At 72.2% G+C, this 18,948-nt stretch carries 18 protein-coding genes; 11 read left to right on the forward strand and 7 right to left on the reverse strand.

What is annotated here, in order from left to right; genetic code table 11:
* Positions 1 to 2 precede the first annotated feature (2 nt).
* Positions 3 to 938 carry an EamA family transporter gene (locus ABUW04_RS02315; protein WP_380562153.1) on the forward strand — a complete coding sequence of 312 codons (936 nt, stop codon included), beginning with the start codon at positions 3 to 5 and terminating at the stop codon, positions 936 to 938.
* 76 nt (positions 939 to 1,014) lie between these two features.
* Here the strand turns inward: ABUW04_RS02315 and ABUW04_RS02320 are convergent, their stop codons facing one another.
* Entirely contained in the window at positions 1,015 to 1,575 is a 561-nt protein-coding gene (locus tag ABUW04_RS02320; RefSeq protein WP_380562155.1) for an NADPH-dependent FMN reductase, read from the reverse strand.
* A 44-nt stretch (positions 1,576 to 1,619) separates the two neighbouring features.
* Positions 1,620 to 2,489 carry an oxidoreductase gene (locus tag ABUW04_RS02325; protein ID WP_380562157.1) on the reverse strand — a complete coding sequence of 290 codons (870 nt, stop codon included), beginning with the start codon at positions 2,487 to 2,489 and terminating at the stop codon, positions 1,620 to 1,622.
* Positions 2,490 to 2,662: 173 nt separating this feature from the next.
* Between ABUW04_RS02325 and ABUW04_RS02330 the strand changes: the two genes are divergently transcribed.
* Positions 2,663 to 3,652: an Lrp/AsnC family transcriptional regulator gene (locus tag ABUW04_RS02330; protein ID WP_030256555.1), complete on the forward strand. Its 990-nt coding sequence runs from the start codon at positions 2,663 to 2,665 to the stop codon at positions 3,650 to 3,652.
* A gap of 42 nt (positions 3,653 to 3,694) precedes the next feature.
* Complete coding sequence (locus ABUW04_RS02335) at positions 3,695 to 4,657, forward strand: GNAT family N-acetyltransferase (RefSeq protein ID WP_380562160.1); 963 nt, start codon at positions 3,695 to 3,697, stop codon at positions 4,655 to 4,657.
* On the opposite strand, the gene ABUW04_RS02340 is transcribed toward ABUW04_RS02335, so the two are convergent.
* Positions 4,654 to 5,049 (reverse strand): VOC family protein, encoded by a 396-nt coding sequence (locus ABUW04_RS02340; protein ID WP_380562162.1) that lies wholly within the window; start codon positions 5,047 to 5,049, stop codon positions 4,654 to 4,656. The genes ABUW04_RS02335 and ABUW04_RS02340 overlap by 4 nt on opposite strands.
* Positions 5,050 to 5,238: 189 nt before the next feature.
* Between ABUW04_RS02340 and ABUW04_RS02345 the strand changes: the two genes are divergently transcribed.
* The 3 genes from ABUW04_RS02345 (at position 5,239) to ABUW04_RS02355 (ending at position 7,230) form a co-directional block, all read left to right on the forward strand.
* The gene (locus ABUW04_RS02345) at positions 5,239 to 5,646 is read left to right on the forward strand and encodes an STAS domain-containing protein (RefSeq protein WP_380562164.1); all 408 of its coding nucleotides are present in this window, start codon (positions 5,239 to 5,241) and stop codon (positions 5,644 to 5,646) included.
* A gap of 78 nt (positions 5,647 to 5,724) precedes the next feature.
* Positions 5,725 to 6,441, forward strand: a complete 717-nt coding sequence (locus ABUW04_RS02350) for an ANTAR domain-containing protein (protein ID WP_380562166.1) — start codon at positions 5,725 to 5,727, stop codon at positions 6,439 to 6,441.
* A gap of 6 nt (positions 6,442 to 6,447) precedes the next feature.
* The gene (locus ABUW04_RS02355) at positions 6,448 to 7,230 is read left to right on the forward strand and encodes an ANTAR domain-containing protein (RefSeq protein WP_380562169.1); all 783 of its coding nucleotides are present in this window, start codon (positions 6,448 to 6,450) and stop codon (positions 7,228 to 7,230) included.
* On the opposite strand, the gene ABUW04_RS02360 is transcribed toward ABUW04_RS02355, so the two are convergent.
* From ABUW04_RS02360 to ABUW04_RS02370, 3 genes are read right to left on the reverse strand one after another with little or no spacing between them, the layout of a single operon-like run.
* On the reverse strand, positions 7,184 to 8,032 hold the full coding sequence (locus tag ABUW04_RS02360) for an IclR family transcriptional regulator (protein ID WP_380562171.1): 849 nt from the start codon (positions 8,030 to 8,032) through the stop codon (positions 7,184 to 7,186). The genes ABUW04_RS02355 and ABUW04_RS02360 overlap by 47 nt on opposite strands.
* Before the next feature lie 7 nt (positions 8,033 to 8,039).
* Entirely contained in the window at positions 8,040 to 9,794 is a 1,755-nt protein-coding gene (locus ABUW04_RS02365; protein WP_380562173.1) for a thiamine pyrophosphate-binding protein, read from the reverse strand.
* Positions 9,791 to 11,671, reverse strand: coding sequence for a GMC family oxidoreductase N-terminal domain-containing protein (locus ABUW04_RS02370; RefSeq protein WP_380562175.1), 1,881 nt, complete (start codon positions 11,669 to 11,671; stop codon positions 9,791 to 9,793). Before ABUW04_RS02370 ends, ABUW04_RS02365 begins: the two co-directional genes overlap by 4 nt.
* A 176-nt stretch (positions 11,672 to 11,847) precedes the next feature.
* Here ABUW04_RS02370 and ABUW04_RS02375 point away from each other — a divergent pair, with 176 nt between their 5' ends.
* From ABUW04_RS02375 to ABUW04_RS02390, 4 genes are read left to right on the forward strand one after another with little or no spacing between them, the layout of a single operon-like run.
* Positions 11,848 to 12,918, forward strand: a complete 1,071-nt coding sequence (locus tag ABUW04_RS02375; RefSeq protein ID WP_380562177.1) for an ABC transporter permease — start codon at positions 11,848 to 11,850, stop codon at positions 12,916 to 12,918.
* 43 nt (positions 12,919 to 12,961) lie between these two features.
* A complete protein-coding gene (locus tag ABUW04_RS02380) occupies positions 12,962 to 14,083 on the forward strand; it encodes a substrate-binding domain-containing protein (protein WP_380562179.1) in 1,122 nt (373 codons plus the stop codon).
* Entirely contained in the window at positions 14,073 to 15,647 is a 1,575-nt protein-coding gene (locus tag ABUW04_RS02385) for a sugar ABC transporter ATP-binding protein (protein WP_380562181.1), read from the forward strand. Before ABUW04_RS02380 ends, ABUW04_RS02385 begins: the two co-directional genes overlap by 11 nt.
* Positions 15,648 to 15,693: 46 nt before the next feature.
* Positions 15,694 to 16,452: an SDR family NAD(P)-dependent oxidoreductase gene (locus ABUW04_RS02390; RefSeq protein WP_380562183.1), complete on the forward strand. Its 759-nt coding sequence runs from the start codon at positions 15,694 to 15,696 to the stop codon at positions 16,450 to 16,452.
* 50 nt (positions 16,453 to 16,502) lie between these two features.
* On the opposite strand, the gene ABUW04_RS02395 is transcribed toward ABUW04_RS02390, so the two are convergent.
* Complete coding sequence (locus tag ABUW04_RS02395; protein WP_380562185.1) at positions 16,503 to 17,981, reverse strand: amino acid permease; 1,479 nt, start codon at positions 17,979 to 17,981, stop codon at positions 16,503 to 16,505.
* Between the two features lie 175 nt (positions 17,982 to 18,156).
* On the opposite strand from ABUW04_RS02395, the gene ABUW04_RS02400 reads away from it, so the two are divergent.
* Positions 18,157 to 18,903 (forward strand): FadR/GntR family transcriptional regulator, encoded by a 747-nt coding sequence (locus ABUW04_RS02400; RefSeq protein ID WP_380562187.1) that lies wholly within the window; start codon positions 18,157 to 18,159, stop codon positions 18,901 to 18,903.
* Positions 18,904 to 18,948 lie beyond the last annotated feature (45 nt).

Consider the following 18,948-nt stretch of genomic DNA (forward strand, 5'->3'; position numbering starts at 1 on the left):
TCATGAGCCTGCTGGAGCACCGCACGCGTCCGCGTCTTCCCACGTCGTCCACCATCGGGGCGCTGATGGCGGTGGCGTCCATGTCCACCGTCCAGCTCGGGCTGGCGCTGTCGATGCCGGTGGTCGATCAGCTCGGAGCCCTGGGCACCTCAGGCCTGCGGCTGGCGTGGGCCGGTGCTCTGGTGTGGGTCCTGGTCCGGCCCCGCCTGCGCGACTTCACCGCGCGCGACCTGCGGGCCTGCGCGCTGCTCGGTGTGGTGAGTGCGGGCATGATGGTGTTCTTCATGCAGGCCATCGACCGGCTGCCGCTCGGCACCGCCAGCGCGCTGGAGTTCCTCGGCCCGTTGGCCGTCTCCCTGTTCGGCCCGGGGAGCGGCCGTGTGCGCTGGACCGCCATGGCCGCGTTCGGCGTCGTGGCGCTGACCGAACCCTGGCACGGCGGCATCGACGCGACCGGTGCCGGGTTCGCCCTGGCCGCGGCGGCCTGCTGGGCGGCGTACATCGTGCTGACGCAGCACGTGGGCGACCGGGTCACCGGCCTCAACGGGCTGGCGGTCTCCCTGCCCGTGGCCGGTCTCATCGGCCTCTTCGCCGCGGCGCCCTCCGCGCTGGGACACCTCACCTGGCAGCTGCTGGCAGTGATGCTGGGGCTGGCCGCCCTGAGCGCCGTCCTGCCCTTCGTCCTCGAATTCCTGGCCCTGCGTCGCCTGGCCACCTCCGCCTTCGGCACGCTGATGAGCCTGGAGCCGGCCATCGCGCTCCTGGTCGGCCTGGTGGTGCTCGGCCAGATCCCCGGCCCGGCGTCCGCTGCCGGTGTCGCCCTCGTCGTGGTCGCCGGCATCGGCGCCACCCGCACCGGCGCCCGCCCGGCCCCGGCACCCCACGCCCCTCAGCACGACCTGCCCAGCCCGGAGCCGTCGGCCCAGGCAGCGCTGTGAGGGTCGGGAGGCGAGCCCATAGTTCACGGCATCCTGAATTCAGCCAGGGTTGCGTACGCGACGTTCGGCCGCGTCATCAGCGGCGACCCACGACCGGATCGGGAGCGTGCAGCGCGTCCAGGGCCTGGCCCACGGCGGCGTCCACCAGTGGGTCGTGGGCGGCGCGGTGCAGGTCGAGGGTGCGCAGGTTGAGCACCGCGGTCGAGGCCACGGCGGTGTGGGCGCCGACGGCCTTCAGCACGGCCTCCAGATGGTCCTCGGCGCCGTGGGAGGAGTAGCCGACCACCAGGCCGGTGGCCCGTTTGCCGATCAGCGGGCTGGCGTCGCGGGGACGGGAGAGCCAGTCCAGGGCGTTCTTCAGCGCGGCCGAGATGCCGGCGTTGTAAACCGGACTCAGCGCCAGCAGGCTGTCCGCGGCGGCGACCTGAGCCCGCAGCGCGGCCACGGCGGGCAGCGCGGGCTCGGTCTCCAGGTCCTCGTTGAACAGGGGCAACAGGCCCAGGCCGGCGGCGAGGACGACCTCATGCCCGGGGTGGCTCCGGGCCAGGGCAGCCTGGGCGATCTGGCTGGTGACGGAGCCCGTGCGCAGGCTCCCGGTCAGGACCAGCGTGCGGTGACGGGCGGGCGGATACGACATGGCAACGAACTCCACGAGAGCAAGAGGGAGGGAAAAGGGGGTGGTCAGTGGGCCGTGTCGGCGATGGCGTCCAGAATGCGCAGCGCCTGCTCGGGCAGCTCGATCGTGGCGGCGGCGATGTTCTGCGCGAGATGGGCCCGGGTGGCGGTGCCCGGGATGAGCAGCATCGTGGCGGATCGGTGCAGCAGCCACGCCAGCGCGATCTGCCGCGGGGTGGCGCCGAGGTCGGCCGCGACCTGTTCCAGTGCCTCGGCCTGCAGCGGCCGGAAGCCGCCCAGCGGCCAGAACGGCACGAACGCGATGCCCTGCTCGGCGCACCAGTCCACCAGGGCGTCGTCCTTGCGGAAGGCGATGTTGTAGTGGTTCTGCACCGCGGCCACCGGTGCGATCTGCTGGGCCGTGCGGACCTGCTCCGCGCTGACGTTGCTGACGCCCAGATTGCGGATCAGGCCCTGCTCGCGCAGTTCGGCCAGCACGGCGAAGGGCTCGACGATGTCCGCTGCCGCCAGGGTGTCGGTCATGCGCAGGTTCACCAGGTCCAGCGCCTCCAGGCCGAGGTGGTCCAGGTTGTCGTGCACCGCCTGCACCAGCTCCGGGCGTGACAGCGCCGCCGGCCACCCCCGGTCCGGGGTGCGCCGCGCCCCGACCTTGGTGGCGATGTGCAGGCTCTCGCGGTAGGGGTGCAGGGCCTCGTGGATGAGCCCGTTCACCATGTGCGGGCCGTAGTAGTCACTGGTGTCCAGGTGGGTGATCCCCGATTCCACCACCGCGCGCAGTACGGCCAGTGCCTCGTCCTGGTCGCGCGGCGGACCGTAGGCCATCGGACCGGCCAGCTGGAGCGCGCCGTAGCCGACACGGGTCACGGTCAGGGTGTCGGACAGGTGCAGGGTGCCGCCGGGAAGTGCGTCGCTCATCGCGAACTCCTTGCAGAAGACAGATGGGATGCCGGGTGCCGATCGCCTCGGCAGAGGCTCCGGCGGGCCTTGTGTCACCACTGTGCTGTCCCACCGGAGAATCCGACAGCGAAGCAGGGCAAAACCGATCTGAACATCCAGGTGAGTTCCATGAGCGTGCCTATACTTCCACCATGGATCAGATCGACCGGCGCATCGTGCAGTGCCTCCTGCAGGACGGGCGGGCGTCGTTCCGCCGTATCGCGCAGGTCACCGGCGTCTCGGAACAGACCGCGGCACGCCGCTACCGCGCCCTGGTCGCCGACGGCGCGGTCCGGGTCCGCGCGCTGCCCGGGCCCGGCGGCTCGCGCGAGCAGACCTGGTTCGTCCGGGTCCAGTGCCGGCCCGACGCCGCCGATGCCCTGGCCGACGCCCTGGCCGCCCGCGAGGACACCGCCTACGTCAGCGTCACCTCCGGCGGCTCCGAGATCGTCTGCCAGACCCGCAGCGACCCCGCCCACACCCAGGGCTCGGTCCTGCACCGACTCCCCCGCACCAGCAAGGTCCTGGGCTTCCACGCCTACGCCGTGCTGCACATGCACCTGGGCGCCGACGCCAAGTGGCGCGCCTTCGACGAACCCCTCACCCCCGCCGAGACCGCTCTGCTGCACCAACGCGACGACGCCCCGGCACCGCCCGAACCCGGTTCGCGCCCGGGAGTGCTCGCCGAGGCCGACGCCCCGCTGCTGGCGGAGCTGGCACGGGACGGTCGCACCGGCGTGGTCGACCTGGCCCGCGCCACCGGCTGGTCCAAGACCCGGGTCTCATCGCGTCTGGAGGAGCTGCTCGACGGACGGGCGCTACGTCTGGCCGTCGACCTCGCCTACGCCCGCTTCGGCTTCCACGCCACCGCCTACCTGTGGCTCACCGTCAACCCGGGCGGCCTCAGGGCCACCGGGGAAGCACTGTCCCGCCATCCCGAGACCACGTTCGCCGCCGCCGTCACCGGTTCGGCGAACCTCCTGGTCACCGTCACCTGCCGGACCATGGACGACCTCTACACCTACGTCACCGACAAGGTCGGCGTCCTGCCCGCCATCACCCAGGTCGACGTCGTCCCGGTCCTGCACCGCCTCAAGCAGGCAGGGACCCGGGTCCACCAGGGCCGCCTCGCCCCGCTGTAAATGCATTGCACGAGCGGGGGGTGGGTGCCATGGTGGCCGATCGTGACCACCTCTGACGCACACGATCTGGTAACCCCGGAGGACGTCGTCCTCATGCAGGGCCTGGCCCAGCGCATCGTCGCCAGCCACCCGAAGTTCATCAACCCCGACGCGTCCTTCGGCGAGCTCGCGTGGATCTGGGGCAAGGGCCACCTGGCCTGGCGCAGCTCCTGGCCGAAGCGGCTGTGGTTCGACGCCGAGGGCCGACTGGTGGCATGGGGCTGGGCGCAGCTGCCGTTCCATGTCGTGCGTGCGGACGGGACCGAGAAGGACGTCACCGACATCTCGCTGGCCTTCCAGGTGCACCCGGACCACCAGGAACTGGTCGACGAGGTCATCGCGTGGTTCGAGAGCATCACGCCCACCGACGTCGACCGCCGGGTGATCATGCAGAGCAACGACGCGTTCGGCCTGGCGCGGTGGGCGGCGTACGGGTACCCGCCGGATCCGGAGGCCGAGAACTACTGGACCCGGCAGAACATCCGCAAGCTCGACGACATCGACGCGCCGACGCTGCCCGAGGGGTACCGGCTGCGGACCGCTGCGGAGGTCGGGCACGACGCCGCGGCGCAGGCCCACGTCCAGGCCTGGTGGCCGTCGTCGACGACGGTCGAGATGTACCAGGGGCTGAACGGGACGGCCACTTACCGGCCGGACCTGCATGTCGTGGTCGAGGCACCCGACGGGACGATGGCCGCCTCGGCGATCGGATGGCTCGACGAGCTGAACCGGGCGGTCGAGTTCGAGCCCGTCGGGACGCATCGGGAGCACCGGCGGCTCGGGCTCGCCCAGGCCGCGATGCTGCAGGGAATGCTGCTCGCCAAGCAGGCCGGCGCCGTCGAGGCGACCGTCGTGTGCGTCGGCACCCCGGACAGCGGCGCGCTGCCGCTGTACGAAGGCATCGGCTTCCAGGAGTACACACGCGACGTCACCCTGCTCAAGCCTGCCACGAAGAACGCCGACTAGCCCTGCGGCGGCAGGGGGCGAAGGACGCAGAACTCGTTGCCCTCGGGGTCGGCCATGACCACCCAACTGCGGTCGGGTCCCTGGCCCACGTCCGCCCTGGTGGCGCCGAGACCGATCAGCCTGGTCACCTCGGCCTCGGTGCTGCCGTCGATCGGGCTGACGTCGAGGTGCAGCCGGTTCTTCACGGTTCTGCCCTCGGGCACCGGGATGAACAGCAGGGTGGGCGGCATCTGACGGGCCCTCACATCCTCCACGGTCGGCACCCAGGACCCGATCTCGACCATAGCCCCGCTGCGGTCGATCACCTTGAAGTCCAGGACCTCGCACCAGAACGCCGCGAGCCGCTCCGGATCGTGGCAGTCGACGACCAACTCGGTGAACCTACTCGTCATGACGCTCCCAGACAGTTGCGACAACCGAACACCACCATACGGTCGGAATGCGGCGTCTGATGGGCGCGGATCGGTGCAGAAACCGTCGGACTGCCGGTGCGCCACCGATTTTCCCTACTCTTGCCCATGCGATACCCGGGACCCCGGTCTCGCCTACCGGCAGGCGGACTGAGGCAGGGAGACGGCCCGATGGACATCGGCTGCGTTCATGGCGTCACGGTGATCGGCCCAGGTCACCGGATTGTCGTCCTGCAGGGGGAGCTGGACCTGGTCACCGCTCCAGGTCTGCGGTTCGACCTGCTCGGCTGGAGCGTCCCATCCCCTGCGGGTGCGGCGGTCGAAGGAGGGTGGTGCCTGGTCGTGGACCTGCTCCAGGTGACCTTCATGGACTGCGCGCCGCTGGGCGTGCTGTGTGCGGCACGGGTCCGCGCCGAACGCGGCGGGGGCTGGCTGCGGCTGGTGTACACCCAGGACCGCATCACCCGACTGCTCAGGGCGGCCGGGCTGGGCGGGCGGTTCCCCCCTCACGCCAGCGTCGCCGACGCCCTCGCCGACCGCCCGGCGACCCCCACCCCCGAGGGTTTCGCACTACGCTGAGGGCGGTACCCGGCACCCGCCGAGCGCCACCCGAACCAGGGGGCGCGATGCCCACCGAGACGACCCCGTACGTTCCCCGTGTCCCCGGCGCGGGCCACCGTGGTCAGTGATGCGATGGCGGCCGTGCTGGCCCGACTGCACCACGCCGACTGGTCCGACGTGGGCCGCCGCGGGGCCGAGGTGCTCGGTGTGGACGGCCTGTCAGTGACCCTCGCCCCACGGAGCGCCGGCCCGACCGGGGAGGTGCTGTGGTCGTCCTCCGCGCTCGCCCGGCGCTTCGACGACCTCCAGTTCACCCTGGGCTGCGGACCCGCCATCGACACCGCCCGCAGCGGCAGGCCGGTCCTGGAGGTGGACCTGGGCCAGGTCCAGCCGCACCGCTGGTTCACCCTGCCGGCCGATGCCGAACTCCTGCCCGTACGCGCCGTCTTCTGCTTCCCCCTGGGGATCGGCGCGATCCAGCTGGGCACGTTGACCGCCGTCCGCGCCGCCCCGGGCGAACTCGGCGACCAGCAGGCCCAGGACGCCCTGGGGCTGGCCATCGCCCTGACCGCGCACTACCTGGACCGCTGGGAACCGCCGCGAACCCTCTACCGCGCCGTGGTCCACCAGGCCGTCGGCATGCTCAGCGTCCAACTCGCCCTCCCCATGGCCGACGCCCTGCTGCGGCTGCGGGCCTACGCCTACCGGAGCGGACGCCCCGTCAACGACGTCTCCCACGACATCGTCACCCGCCGCCTGCGCCTGGGCCCGGACACCGACGGCACACACGCGACAACCGAGGACAAGGACTGACCTGCCATGGCCATCGCGCAACACCGCATCACCGAGGTCTTCGTGGAGATCGCCGACTCCCTGACCGACGACTTCGACATCATCGACCTGCTCCAACGGCTCTCGGAGCGCTGCGTGGAACTGCTGGACGTCTCCGCCGCCGGAATCCTGCTGGTGGACCAGTACGACGAACTGCAGATCCTGGCCGCCTCCGACGAGAACACCCGGTTGCTGGAGATCTTCGCCCTGCAGCACGACCAGGGCCCCTGCATCGAGTGCCACCGCAGCGGCCAGGCCCGCACCGACATCGACCTGACCACTACGGCCGCCCTCGACCGCTGGCCGAGCTTCACCGCCCGGGCCCGTCGGAGCGGATTCGCCCGCACCCACGCCGTCCCACTGCGGCTGCGCCAACGCGTCGTCGGCGCGCTCAACCTCTTCGACCAGCGGCCCGGCACCTTCACCGCCGCCGACCAACTGCTGGCGCAGGCCCTGGCCGACATCGCCACCATCGCCATCCTCCAGCAACGCACCCTGCAACAGAGCCAGCTCGAACGCGTCCAACTGCAGACCGCCCTGGACACCCGCATCGTCATCGAACAGGCCAAGGGCATCCTCGCCGAACGCTGGCGCACCAGCATGGACGACGCCTTCACCGTCCTGCGCAACCACGCCCGCAGCAACCGGCTCCGGATGAGCGACCTCGCCCGCCAGGTCGTCGACGGAACCATCGACACCGACACGGTCCTGCGCGGCCTGGACATCACCCCCGGAGACGCAGGCTTTCCTCCGGCACCCACTCCCGGGTGAGGCGGCCGTGGGTGCTCTCTCGGACCAGCTCCCGCGAGAGCGACAGCGCGGCGGTGCGCACGGCCGGGGCGAGGCGTTCCAGGTCGAGGCGGTGCGAGCCGCCGGTGATCGACACCGCTGCGATCACCCGGCGCCGGTGGTCGAAGATCGGTGCCGCCACGGCGGTCACCCCGACCTCCGACTCCTCACGGTTGAGCCCGTAGCCGCGGTCGAGGGTTCTGGCCAGGTCGGCCCGGAGCATGCCCGGAGTGATGATGGTGCGCGGGGTCAGCCGGGCCAGCCCCGCCTGCACCGCGCGGCGCAGGTGCTCGGGCGGACCCAGCGCGAGGAAGAGCTTCCCGGTCGCGGTGCAGTGCGCGGGCAGTCGGCTGCCGACCCGGGAGACGATCGGCGTCGACCGCCGGCCGGACACCTTGTCCAGGAACAGGGTGTCCGTGCCGTCCTGGACCGCGAGGTGGACGTTCTCATGGGTGGCCTCGTAGAGGTCCTCCAGGTACGGCAGGGCCGCTTCGCGCAGGCTGCGCTGGCGCGGGGCGCGCTGGCCGAGCACGAACAGGCTCAGGCTGAGCCGGTAGCCGCCGCGGGTGCCGCGTTCGACGCCGCCCCAGGCGACCAGTTGCGCCAGCAGCCGGTGCGCGGTCGGTTTGGCCAGGCCGGTGCGGGCGGACAGTTCGGCGAGGGTGAGCTCGGCGTCGCTCGGACCGAACGCGTCGAGCAGCAGCAGCCCGCGGGCCAGCACCGATTTCGGTACGGCGGCACGGGGCTCCGGGGGCTGCGGGTCGACGGCACGGTGCTCGTCCATGTCAGGATCATCGCCCGCGCCGGGAGAAAAGGGAACGGTCCGCACCGGGGTAGCGGTGCTCCTCGGAGTGGCTGGTGACGGGGACGTCGACCAGCAGCGGTGCGTCCAGTTCGCCGACGGTCGCGGCGACTTCGCGCAGCTGCTCGGCACTGTCGATCCGGACGGCCTGGATGCCGAAGAACCTGGCGGCGTGGGACCAGTCGAGCCGACCGACGGTCGGCCCCTCCCCCAGCCCCGGATCCAGATCCAGGCCCACGTAGGCGCGGGCGGCGGTGGAGCGGCTCTGCTGGGCGTCCAGGGTCTCCTTCAGGGTGCGGTACTCACTGTTGTTCATGACGAAGAACGCCGCCGGGACCCGGTAGCGGGCCGCGCTCCACAGGCCCTGCACCCCGAACATGGCGCACCCGTCCCCGAGCACCGCGGCCACTGGTCGCCGTGGTGCGCCGAGGCGGGTGCCGACGGCCGCACCGATGCCCCAGCCCAGGCCGCCGCCGACGGTGTGGACGTAGGACCGCGGCCGGTCCTGGCGCAGCACGGTGCGCAGCTGCAGGCCGGCCGTGATGGCCTCCTCGACGACGACGGTGTCCGGTGGCAGGCCGGCCGCGAGCGCGTGCACCGCGGCCAGCGGGTCGAGCGGGGCGGATCCGTAGCGGGCCAGGGCGTCCCGGTCGAGGGCGTCGCGTCGCGCGGTGTGCACCGCGCCGAGTCGGGCGGTGCGGTCCGCAGCGTCGGCCACCGGTTGCGCCCGCAGTTGCTCGGCGAGTCCTGCCAGCGAGGGTGTGAGGGCCCCGGCAAGCCCCAGCCGGACGGCGAAATTGCGGCCGATCTCCTGTGGGTCGGCGTCGAGTTGAACGACCGTCAGCCCGTCCGGGATGGCCGGCCCCGATGAGTAGTGGTGCGGCATGAAGGCCCGGCAGCCCACGATGAGCAGCGCGTCGTGCGGGCGCAGCAGTTCGCGGACGGCGGCGTTGCGCGGCGGGAGCATGCCCGCGTAGAGGGGATGGCGGCCGGGGAAGTCGATGCCGTCGTTCATCGGCTGGTGGTAGACGGTGGCCCCGAGCCGTTCGGCGACCTGGACCAGTTCCGCCACGGCGCCGTCGCGCCCGACCCCGTCGCCTGCCACGATCACCGGATGCCGGGCGCCCGCCAGCACCGCAGCGGCGTCGGCGAGCCCGGTGGCCGGGCCCTGCGGGGTCCTGGTCGACCGCCCGGGCAGGTCGACGGGTTCCTGCTCGGCCAGCAGGTCCATCGGGATCGACACGAAGACCGGTCCGGCCGGGGGCTGTGCGGCAAGCGCGAAGGCGCGCCGCAGCACGATCGGCAGGTCGGCGGCGCGGTGCACCTCGACGGCGGACTTGGCCACCGGTGCGGCCATGGCCACCAGGTCCCCGCTGAGCATCGGGTCCTGCACCAGGTGGCGGCGGTCCTGCTGACCCGCGGTGACCACCATCGGGGTCCGCGATCGGCTGGCGTTGATCATGCCGATCAGGCCGTTGGCGAGTCCGGCCGCGACATGCAGGCTGACGAACGCGGTCCGGCCGGTGGCCCGGGCGTAGCCGTCGGCCATCGCGACCGCCGAGGCCTCCTGCAGGGCCAGTACGTAGCGCAGGTCGGGTGCGTCGACCAGGGCGTCGGTGAACGGGAGTTCGGTGGTGCCGGGATTGCCGAAGATCCGGTCGACGCCCTCCTCCCGGAGGATGGCGAGCAGCGCTTCCACCGGCCTGGCGCGGAGCGTTCGGGGCGTGCGGGGCGGGGCGTTCACCGTGGCAGCTCCTTCGCGAGGTGGTCGGCGACCCTGGCGGCGAGCGCCATGACGGTCAGGGAGGGGTTGACCGACAGCGACGCCGGGATCAGCGAGGCGTCGCCGACGTAGAGTCCGGTGACGCCGCGCACCTGTCCGTTGCCGTCGACGGCCGAGCGGTCCGGGTCGTCGCCCATCGGCACGCTGCCCTGGACGTGCGAGCTGGAGAGACTGCTCCGGACCACCTCGCGGGCCCCGGCCGCCCGCAGCGCCGCGACCGCGAAGTCGAGTGCCCGGTCCAGCCGGTGGCGTTCGGTCGCCGAGAAGCGCTTGGTGACCACGGCGTGGCCGCGCGGGTCCAGATCCACCGTGCCGGTGTTCTCGTCGGTGGCCATCACCAGCAGCCCGGCCCAGCGTCGGTACGCCGCCACGGTCGCGGTGAGTTCGGCGCCCCACAGCGGCCGGGCGCCGTCGTCCACCAGGGACTGGGCGAAGGACACCGGGTCCTGGATGGTGGTGCCCTCGATCACGAAGCCGCCGTCGGAGTCGCGCTGGTGGTCCAGGGTGTGCGCGCTGATCGGGTAGACCATGTGGCAGTCCTGGACCTCGTCGAAAAGCCCGTACACCAGCCGGGCCGGGTGCAGGCCCAGCGTGCGGCCCGCCAGTCTGCTGGAGGGGCTGTCCAGTTCGGTGAACTCCGGGCTGCGGAGCAGGATCTGAGGGGTGTTCAAGGCGCCCGCGGCGAGCACGACGGTGTCGGCCGCGATGGTGCCGCTGCTGCCGTCGGGGCCGGTCACGGCGACGCCGACGGCCCTGGCCCGGCCGCCGGAGCGGTCGATGAGGACCCGGTCCACCAGCGTGCCGGTCCGCAGCCGGATGCTGCCGCGTCCCAGGGCCGGGGCGATGAACGTGTTGAGCGCGGACTTCCCCGCGTTGCTGGGGCAGCCGGTCAGGCAGGCGCCGCAGCGGGTGCAGTTGTGGTCGGTGTACGAGTCCACCGGCTGCCAGGACGCGCCGAGCGCGGCGAGTCCGCGCCCGACCCGGTGCACGCTGGGGGTCCAGTCGGAGCGGGGACGGACGCCGAGCCAGGACTCGACCCGCTCGTACCAGGGCTGGAGGTCGGCCGGGGCGAAGGGGCGCCCGTGCGGGCCCAGCAGTCCGGTGCGGGCGTGGAACTTGGCGATGTCCTCGGGATGGGCCCGCATCGCGACCTTGGTGTTGATCACCGTCGAGCCCCCGACGCACCGGCCGGCCAGCAGCGCGACTTGTCCGGCCGGATCGTCCGGGTCCACCGCGAATCGCGCGGGCCACCACAGCCGGCCCCGCGCCTCCAGCTCGAAGCGGGTGTACGAGTCGGCCTGGTGCAGTCCGCCCGCCTCGACCAGCAGCACGTCGTGGCCCAGGGCGCCGAGTTCGGCGGCGATCAGGCCACCGCCCGCGCCCGATCCGACGACGACCACCGCAGCCCGGTCGCCGTCGTCGTCGAGCCCGCTGCCACGGCTGCCGCCGACCTGCGGCCGCGCGGACGCGTCCAGGAACCCCCAGTCCTTGCGCAGCCGCCGGGCCGCCGGCGGGTCGAAGCCGATGGCGGCGTGCCCGCCGGGTCCGGGACGGCCCGGCGCCAGGTAGTCGCCGTAGTAGGCCTCGATGGCCAGGGCGCGCAGTGTCTCGAACGCCTCGGTGTCGACCATGCGCTCCGGCGTCGGCGCGCCGGCGGCGACGCCGATCGCCGCATGCACCGCGTCCTCCTCGGACAGCGACATCCGCTCCAGCGCGCGCTCGATGTAGTCGACCGCGCCGACCTCCACGGAACCGGGGACCACGAGGTCGCAGAACCGCGCGAGCACCCGTGCTTCGGTCCCGCCCAACCTCGCGGGCTGCGGCTGCGATTGCGACATGCCGTCGAGCCTGTGCCCCGCCGGTGCGGGTGCACAAGCTCGGCATTCCGTCCAGTGGAACGTGTTCCTTGCCCCCGCACCGAACCCGGCGCAGCCTTCCAGCCAGCCCACCCGACATCCCAGCTGACATCCCATCAGCCGTCCCGCCAGCCGTCGCGCCGACAGGAGCAGTCGCCATGACCCAGCCGGTCACCGCCGAGGAGAGCACGGCGGACCGTTCGCACGGCGCAGGGCCCCGGGGGCGGGCCTGGCGCCGCCGCCTGATGCGCGACGAGCTCGGTGTGAGCCTGGTGCTGGTCCTGCTCGTCGCCGCGGCGGGGATCGCGCACCCCGCCTTCGTGCACAAGGACAACCTGCTGTCGATCGCTCAGAACTCCTCGTATGTGGGCCTGATGGCGGTCGGGATGGTCTTTGCGCTGGCCATGCGCGAGGTCGACCTGTCCGTGGGCGGCACCTATACGCTGTGCCTGGTGGTCGGTGCGGTGCTGATCCGCGACGGCACCGATCCCTGGCTCTCGCTGCTGGTCACCCTGCCGCTGGCGGCCCTGCTCGGCGCGTTCAACGGACTGGTCACCACAGTCCTGGAGATCCCCTCGTTCATCGTCACGCTGGGGACGGCGATGCTCTACCGCGGGATGGCGCTGGCACTGGCCGACGGGCGGCAGATCAGCAATCTGCCGGCCGGCAACTCGTTCTTCACGGTCCTGGGCGGCACCGTGCTCTCGGTGCCGACCTCGGTGTGGGTGCTGCTGGTCGCCATGATCGTGTTCACCGTGGTGCTGACCCGGACCCGCTTCGGTGCCCAGGTCAGGGCGATCGGTTCGAACCCGGACGCGGCGCGGTTCAGCGGCCTGCCGATCACCCGGACCCGGATCAAGGCGCTGGCGCTGACCGGTCTGATGTCCGGCGTCGCCGGGGCGCTGGCGCTGGCGTTCTTCATCGCCGGTGACCCGACCGTGGGTCAGGGCTACGAGCTGACCGCGATCGCCGCCTGCATCATCGGCGGGACCTCGCTGGCGGGAGGGCGCGGCTCGGTGCCCGGCGCGGTGTTCGGCTCGCTGATCCTCTCCGTGGTCGCCGCCGCCCTGGTCTTCTTCCAGGTCCCGATCAACTGGACCACCTTCGCCACCGGCGCGGTGATCCTGCTGGCCGTGGCGCTGGACAGCGCGCTGCGCCGCTCGCGCGGAGTGGGGCTGAAACAGGGCGCGGCCGCGGTGGTCTCCCGGCTGTTCCGCCGGTCCGCCTGACGCACCGACACCATCCGACTCACCGCAGGACAGGAGAAGTGACGTGAGACGCACCGACCCGCACCTTCGGGGCCGCCCGACCCGCAGGTCCGCGGCCCTGGCCGCAGCCGCCGCGGCGGCGCTCGTGCTGAGCGCGTGTTCCAGCGGCAGCGCCGGCGGCGGCAGTTCCGCCGGCTCCGGCTCCGGCGCAAGCTCCGGCGCCAAGCTGAAGATGGGCATCGCGGTCGCCAACATCAGCCTCAACTTCGCCCACGAGATGGTGCTCGGTGCGCAGTCGGCGGCCGACCACGCCGGAGGGGTCGACTGGACCGCGGTCGGCCCGCCGAACACCGACGGCCCCGCCGAGCAGCAGCTCTTCACCAGCCTGACCAGCACCGCCCACGACGGCGTGGTGCTGGAGAACCTGGACCCGCCGATCTTCACCCGCCCCGCCGCGCAGGCGGTCGCCAAGGGCGTGCCGATCGTGGCCCTGGACACCTCGCCCACCCCGGGCTCCGGCGTCACCTTCTACGTCGGCAACGACAACTACCAGCTCGGTGTGGAGCTCGCCCAGGAGACCCTCAAGCGGCTGGGCACCGCCCCGCACGGCACCGTGGTCATCGGCGAACCCAACCCGGGCACCCCGGTGCTGGACTCCCGGGCCAAGGGCATCAAGGACACCCTGAACGCCAAGGCACCCGGGATCACCGTGCTCGGCCCGTTCCAGACCTACAGCGACCCGGCGCAGAACTACAGCGCCTGGCTCTCCCAGGTGCACGCGCAGCCGCACGCGCTGGCCTTCCTGGGCGTCGGCGACGCGGACTCCTACGACCTCGCCAGGATCAAGCAGCAGGAGAAGGGCAGCTACCTGGTCGCCGGCATGGACGTGGACGCCAAGACACTGGAAGACGTCAAGGCCGGACTCGACTTCGTCACCATCGACCCGGAGCACTTCCTCAAGGGGTACATCGCCACCACCCTGCTGATCGACGCGGTGAAACAGCACAAGAGCCTGCCCCAGGGCTGGTTCGAGACCCCGGGACTGGTGGTGGACCAGTCCAACGTCGACGCCATCATCCAGCGCGAGACCTCCGCGCAGGCCGCCTACAGCTGGTACAAGTCCCAGATCGACTCGCTGCTCGGCGATGTCGCCGCCAACCTGAAGCCCCTGTCCGATGCCCGCTGAGCACGTCGGCCCTCCCCCGGTGCCGCCGCACCCGCCGCGGACGGTGCTGGCGGCCACCGCCGTCGGCAAGCGCTACGACGGGATCCCCGTCCTGGCCGAGGCGGGGATCACCCTGCGCGCCGGCGAGGTGCACGCCCTGGTCGGCGAGAACGGGGCCGGCAAGTCGACCCTGGTCAAGATCCTCTCCGGGGTGGTGCGCCCGGACGCCGGACGGGTGCTGCTCGACAGCCGGGAGGTCGCCTTCGCCACCTCCCGGCAGGCCTCGGCCGCCGGCGTCGCCCTGGTCTCCCAGGAGCTCGCGATCTTCGGCGACCTCAGCGTCGCGGAGAACCTCTTCCCGCACGGCCTGCCCCGGCGCGCCGGGCTGACCAGCAACGCCGAGGCCGAACAGCGCGCCCGGCCGGTCCTGGACGAGCTCGGCCTGCGGCTACGGCTGGACACCAGGGCCGGGGACCTCGACCTGGCCGACCGTCAACTGCTGGAGATCTGCCGGGCGCTGCTGACCGAACCGCGGGTGCTCATCCTGGACGAGCCCACCTCGGCGCTCCCCAAGGAGGCGGTGGACCGGCTGGCGGCCGTGCTGCTGCGCACCCGCGGCCGGGGCATCGCGATCCTCTACATCTCGCACTACCTGGAGGAGGTGCTGCGGTTCTCGCAGCGGGTGACCGTGCTGCGCGACGGCCGGGTCACCCTCGGCGGCGCGGAGATCGCCACGGTGGACCTGGCCGCCCTGGTGACCGCGATGCTCGGCGAGGAACACGCCGCGCCCGAACCCCGTGCCGCGCCCTCACCCGCACCCGCTTCCGGCCCGGCCCGGGAACCCGGCGCGGTCGCCGTGGTCCTGGACTCGGTGACCGTCCCCGGCCGGCTGGACCGCGTCTCGCTGACCGCGCGCCGCCGCGAGGTGGTCGGTCTGGCGGGGCTTCAGGGCGCCGGTCACCTCGCGGTCCTGGAGGTCACCGGCGGCCGGGCCCGACCGGCGTCCGGCAGCGTGCGGCTGCCCGGCGGGGTCGCGCCGCGTTCGCTGCGGCAGGCGACCGGGCAGGGGGTCGCGTTCGTCCCCAGCGACCGCAAGCGCTACGGACTGATGCTGGACCGGCCGGTCTGGGAGAACATCACCTCGGTGAGCTGGCTCGGCCTGCACCGCGGCGGTCTGCTGCTGCACCGCCGCGCACTGGTGGACCGGGCCGCACGCAGCGCCCGGAGCCTGCGCGTGGACGGCGGCGTGCACCGCAGGACCGGCGAGCTGTCGGGCGGCAATCAGCAGAAGGTGGTGTTCGCCAAGTGGCTCGACACCGACCCCTCGGTCATGCTGCTGGACGATCCGACCCGAGGCGTCGACATCCGTGCCCGCGCCGAGATGCACGCCGTCATCCGCGCCCTCGCCGACGAGGGCAGAGAGGGCAGAGCCGTCCTGGTCGCCTCGACAGACCTGTCCGAACTCGTCGAGCTGTGCGACCGTGTGCTGGTCCTCCAGCGCGGACGGATCGTCGACGAGCTCAGCGGCGAGCGGCTGACCCAGCAGGCGCTGAGCGTGTCCATGAACGCCGGATTCGCCGGCTGACCGGCGGCGCGAGCGGAGAGCCGAGAGCGGAGAGCGGGGTACCCGGATGGACCGGCTCAGGGGCAAGGTGGCACTGATCACCGGCGGCGAGAGCGGCATCGGCCTGGCGACCGCCCGGCTGTTCGGCGCCGAGGGCGCGCTGGTCCACCTGGTCGGCCTGGACCGGGAGCGGCTGCGCGCCGCCGTGGCCGAGCTCGGCACCGGGCGCGCGGCCTGCTCGGTCGCCGACGTCACCGACGAGAGCGCCGTGCGGGCCGCCGTGCGCACCGCGCTGGAGCGCTTCGGCGGCCTGGACGTGGTGTTCAGCAACGCCGGTGTCAGCGGCCCGGTCGCGCCGATCACCGAGTACCCGACCGAGGCGTTCCGCCGGGTCCTGGACGTGCATGTGCTGGGCGCGTTCCTGGTGCTCAAGCACACCCTGCCGGTGCTGGCCGACGGCGGCAGCGTCATCATCAACTCCAGCGTCGTCGGCCTCACCTCCGATCCGGGCATCGCCGGCTACGCGAGCGCCAAGCACGCCCAGGTCGGCCTGGCGCGGACGGCCGCCAAGGAGGCCGCCGCCCGCGGCATCCGGGTCAACACCATCCACCCCGGACCCACCGAGACCCCGTTCCAGGCCGCGATCGAGACCGCGGCGACCGGGCTGCCGCCGGCCGCCGCCGCCTCCGCGTTCGAGCAGCTGATACCGCTGCGCCGGCACGCCTCCCCGGAGGAGATCGCCGCCTCGGTGCTCTACCTGGCCGGCCCCGACTCCCGCTTCGTCACCGGGACCGCCCTCCGCGTGGACGGCGGCATGAGCATCTGACGCCGGGTCCGACCGGCGGGTCTCCAGGAACCCCGCCGGGCACGCCTGGTTCAGTTCGCGCGGTCCTCCTGGGCGATGTGTTCCTTCGGCCGGAAGACCGCCAGGTACAGCAGGCCGACGGCGGCGACGATGCCGACCGAGAGCGGGACCAGCCAGCGTTCGAAGAAGGTGGTGCCGTTGGGCGGGGTCTTGATGGACAGGACCACGATCGCGGTGACGCCGTAGAGCAGGCCTGCGATGTTGACCGGCCAGCCCCAGCGGCCCAGCGTGAACGAGCCTGCGGGCTTCCAGCCCTTGGCACGGCCGATGATCGAGGCCAGGACCACCGACTGGAAGCCGACGTAGATGCCGACCACCGAGAAGGTGATGACCCGGGTGACCGTGGCGGAGGGCAGGAAGGCGAGCCCGGCCGGAATGATCGCGGTCACGGCGGTGGCGGCCGGGGGCATGTGGAAGGTGGGATGCAGCCTGGACAGGGTCCGGTGGCCGACGATCACGCCGTCACGGGCGTAGGAGTAGACCAGGCGGGTGGCTGCGGCCTGGATGGCCAGGGTGCAGGAGACGAAGCCGATCACGATCATGGCGAGCGCGAACTTGCTGCCGACGCTGCCCAGCGAGGCCGCCAGCACGTCCTCCAGGGGTGTGGCGGCCTTGCCGCTGACGACCGCTCCGAAGTCCGGGACCGCCAGGACCAGGCCGAGGGTGAGGATCACCGTCGCGACCGCGCCGACGCCCAGCGTCATGCCCATCGCACGGGGGACCTTGCGCGAGGGGTCCTTGACCTCCTCGGCGATGTCGCCGCAGGCCTCGAAGCCGTAGAAGATCCACACCGCGAAGAGGCAGGAGGCCAGGAAGGCGCCGGTGTAGCCGCCGGTGGCGCCCGCGCCGGAGGTGTGCATGATGACGGTGATGCTCTGCTTGTGGTGGAACAGCAGCAGGTAGAGACCTATGCCGACGGTTCCCACCACCTCGGCGGCAACACCGATGTTGGCGACGAAGGCCAGTCGGCGGACCCCGAGCAGGTTCACCACCGCGCAGAGCAGGATCACCACGACCGTGGTGATGATCCGGTTGGTGCCGGTGACGGCGTAGCCGAGCAGTGGTCCCGCGTAGGTGGTGATCGGGTAGGCCACCGAGGTGATGGTGACCAGCAGCGCCCAGGTGTACATCCACCCGGACATCCAGGCGTACTTGGGTCCGACCAGGCGCTTGGCCCACTGGTAGATGCCGCCGGCCAGCGGGTACTGCGAGGAGACCTCGGCGAAGGCCAGCAGCACCAGGCCCTGTCCGACCAGCACGAGCGGGATGGTCCAGAAGAACGAGGGACCGCCGGTGGCGAGTCCGTAGTCGAAGACCGAGTAGACGCCGACCAATGGGGAGAGGTAGGTGAAGCCGACGGCGAAGTTGGACCACAGCCCCAGCGCGCGGGTCAGCTTCTGGGTGTAGCCGAGGGAGGCGAGTTGGGCTGCATCGGCGGCGTCCTGGTCATCGTGCTGCGTGCCCTTGGTGCCGGATGGTGCGAGTGACATCGGCGGATCGTGCCTTTCGCAGGGTGCTTCTCAGGGGGAGAGCGCTACCAGGGAGGAGCGCGGGGCAAAACCTATGAAGCCATAGTTCATATGGCAATGGTTCTGTGCTGTGAATCTGTTTCGTGATGGAATGCTGGTCGGCAGGATCCGTGGCGAAGGGACGACCGAGGCAGCCGTGAACCGTCTATCCAGTGCGGCCCGTCGCGCTGTCTTCGCACCGCTCGACACCGAGGCCCGGGTCGAGGCGGTGGCCCGACGCCTGGGGGACGCCATCGTGCTCGGCCTGCTGGTCGACGGCGAGCAGCTGCCCGGCGAGAGCGACCTCGCAGGACAGCTGGGCGTCGCCACGGTGACCCTGCGCGAGTCGCTGATGGCACTGCGGCAGCAGGGCCTGGTCGCGACCCGGCGCGGCCGCGGCGGCGGGACCTTCGTCCGCGCCCCCGCCGACACCCTGAACGAACGCCTGACCCAGCGTCTGCTCGCGCACACCGTCGAGGAGTTGCGCGACCTCGCCGACCACTACGCGGCCGTCGCCGGAGGCATCGCCCGGCTCGCCGCCGAGCGCGCCGACTCCCCCGACCTGGACGCACCCCGGCGCTCGCTCCAGGACTTCGCCGACGCCCAGGACCCGACCGCCCGCGCCCGCATCGACGGCCGGCTGCACGTCGAGCTCGCCGCGGCCGCCCAGTCGGCCAGGCTCACCCGCGAGGAGATCCGGCTGCAGACCGAGATCGGGCCGCTGCTCAGCCTCCCGTTCGCCGACGACGAGGCGCACGGGACCGCCGACCGGCAGCACCGCCAACTGCTCGACGCCATCGGGGCCGCCGACCCGGCGCGGGCCCGCGGCGTGGCCGAGGAACACGTCCACGGTGGAGTGCGACGGCTGATCGAACTGAGGCTGAAGGGGGCACGGGCATCGTGAGCGAGACCCGTTCGCAGGAGGTCGTCGACCGTGCTGTGACCGACG

The organism is Streptacidiphilus jeojiensis (assembly GCF_042510965.1).
GTDB classification, from domain to species: Bacteria; Actinomycetota; Actinomycetes; order Streptomycetales; family Streptomycetaceae; genus Streptacidiphilus; species Streptacidiphilus jeojiensis.

Coding starts and splice junctions, on each gene's coding strand:
- ABUW04_RS02315 (WP_380562153.1), top strand. CDS start 3: ATGAGCCTGCTGGAGCACCGCACGCGTCCGCGTCTTCCCACGTCGTCC.
- ABUW04_RS02320 (WP_380562155.1), bottom strand. CDS start 1,575: ATGTCGTATCCGCCCGCCCGTCACCGCACGCTGGTCCTGACCGGGAGC.
- ABUW04_RS02325 (WP_380562157.1), bottom strand. CDS start 2,489: ATGAGCGACGCACTTCCCGGCGGCACCCTGCACCTGTCCGACACCCTG.
- ABUW04_RS02330 (WP_030256555.1), top strand. CDS start 2,663: ATGGATCAGATCGACCGGCGCATCGTGCAGTGCCTCCTGCAGGACGGG.
- ABUW04_RS02340 (WP_380562162.1), bottom strand. CDS start 5,049: ATGACGAGTAGGTTCACCGAGTTGGTCGTCGACTGCCACGATCCGGAG.
- ABUW04_RS02345 (WP_380562164.1), top strand. CDS start 5,239: ATGGACATCGGCTGCGTTCATGGCGTCACGGTGATCGGCCCAGGTCAC.
- ABUW04_RS02355 (WP_380562169.1), top strand. CDS start 6,448: ATGGCCATCGCGCAACACCGCATCACCGAGGTCTTCGTGGAGATCGCC.
- ABUW04_RS02360 (WP_380562171.1), bottom strand. CDS start 8,032: ATGGACGAGCACCGTGCCGTCGACCCGCAGCCCCCGGAGCCCCGTGCC.
- ABUW04_RS02370 (WP_380562175.1), bottom strand. CDS start 11,671: ATGTCGCAATCGCAGCCGCAGCCCGCGAGGTTGGGCGGGACCGAAGCA.
- ABUW04_RS02375 (WP_380562177.1), top strand. CDS start 11,848: ATGACCCAGCCGGTCACCGCCGAGGAGAGCACGGCGGACCGTTCGCAC.
- ABUW04_RS02385 (WP_380562181.1), top strand. CDS start 14,073: ATGCCCGCTGAGCACGTCGGCCCTCCCCCGGTGCCGCCGCACCCGCCG.
- ABUW04_RS02390 (WP_380562183.1), top strand. CDS start 15,694: ATGGACCGGCTCAGGGGCAAGGTGGCACTGATCACCGGCGGCGAGAGC.
- ABUW04_RS02395 (WP_380562185.1), bottom strand. CDS start 17,981: ATGTCACTCGCACCATCCGGCACCAAGGGCACGCAGCACGATGACCAG.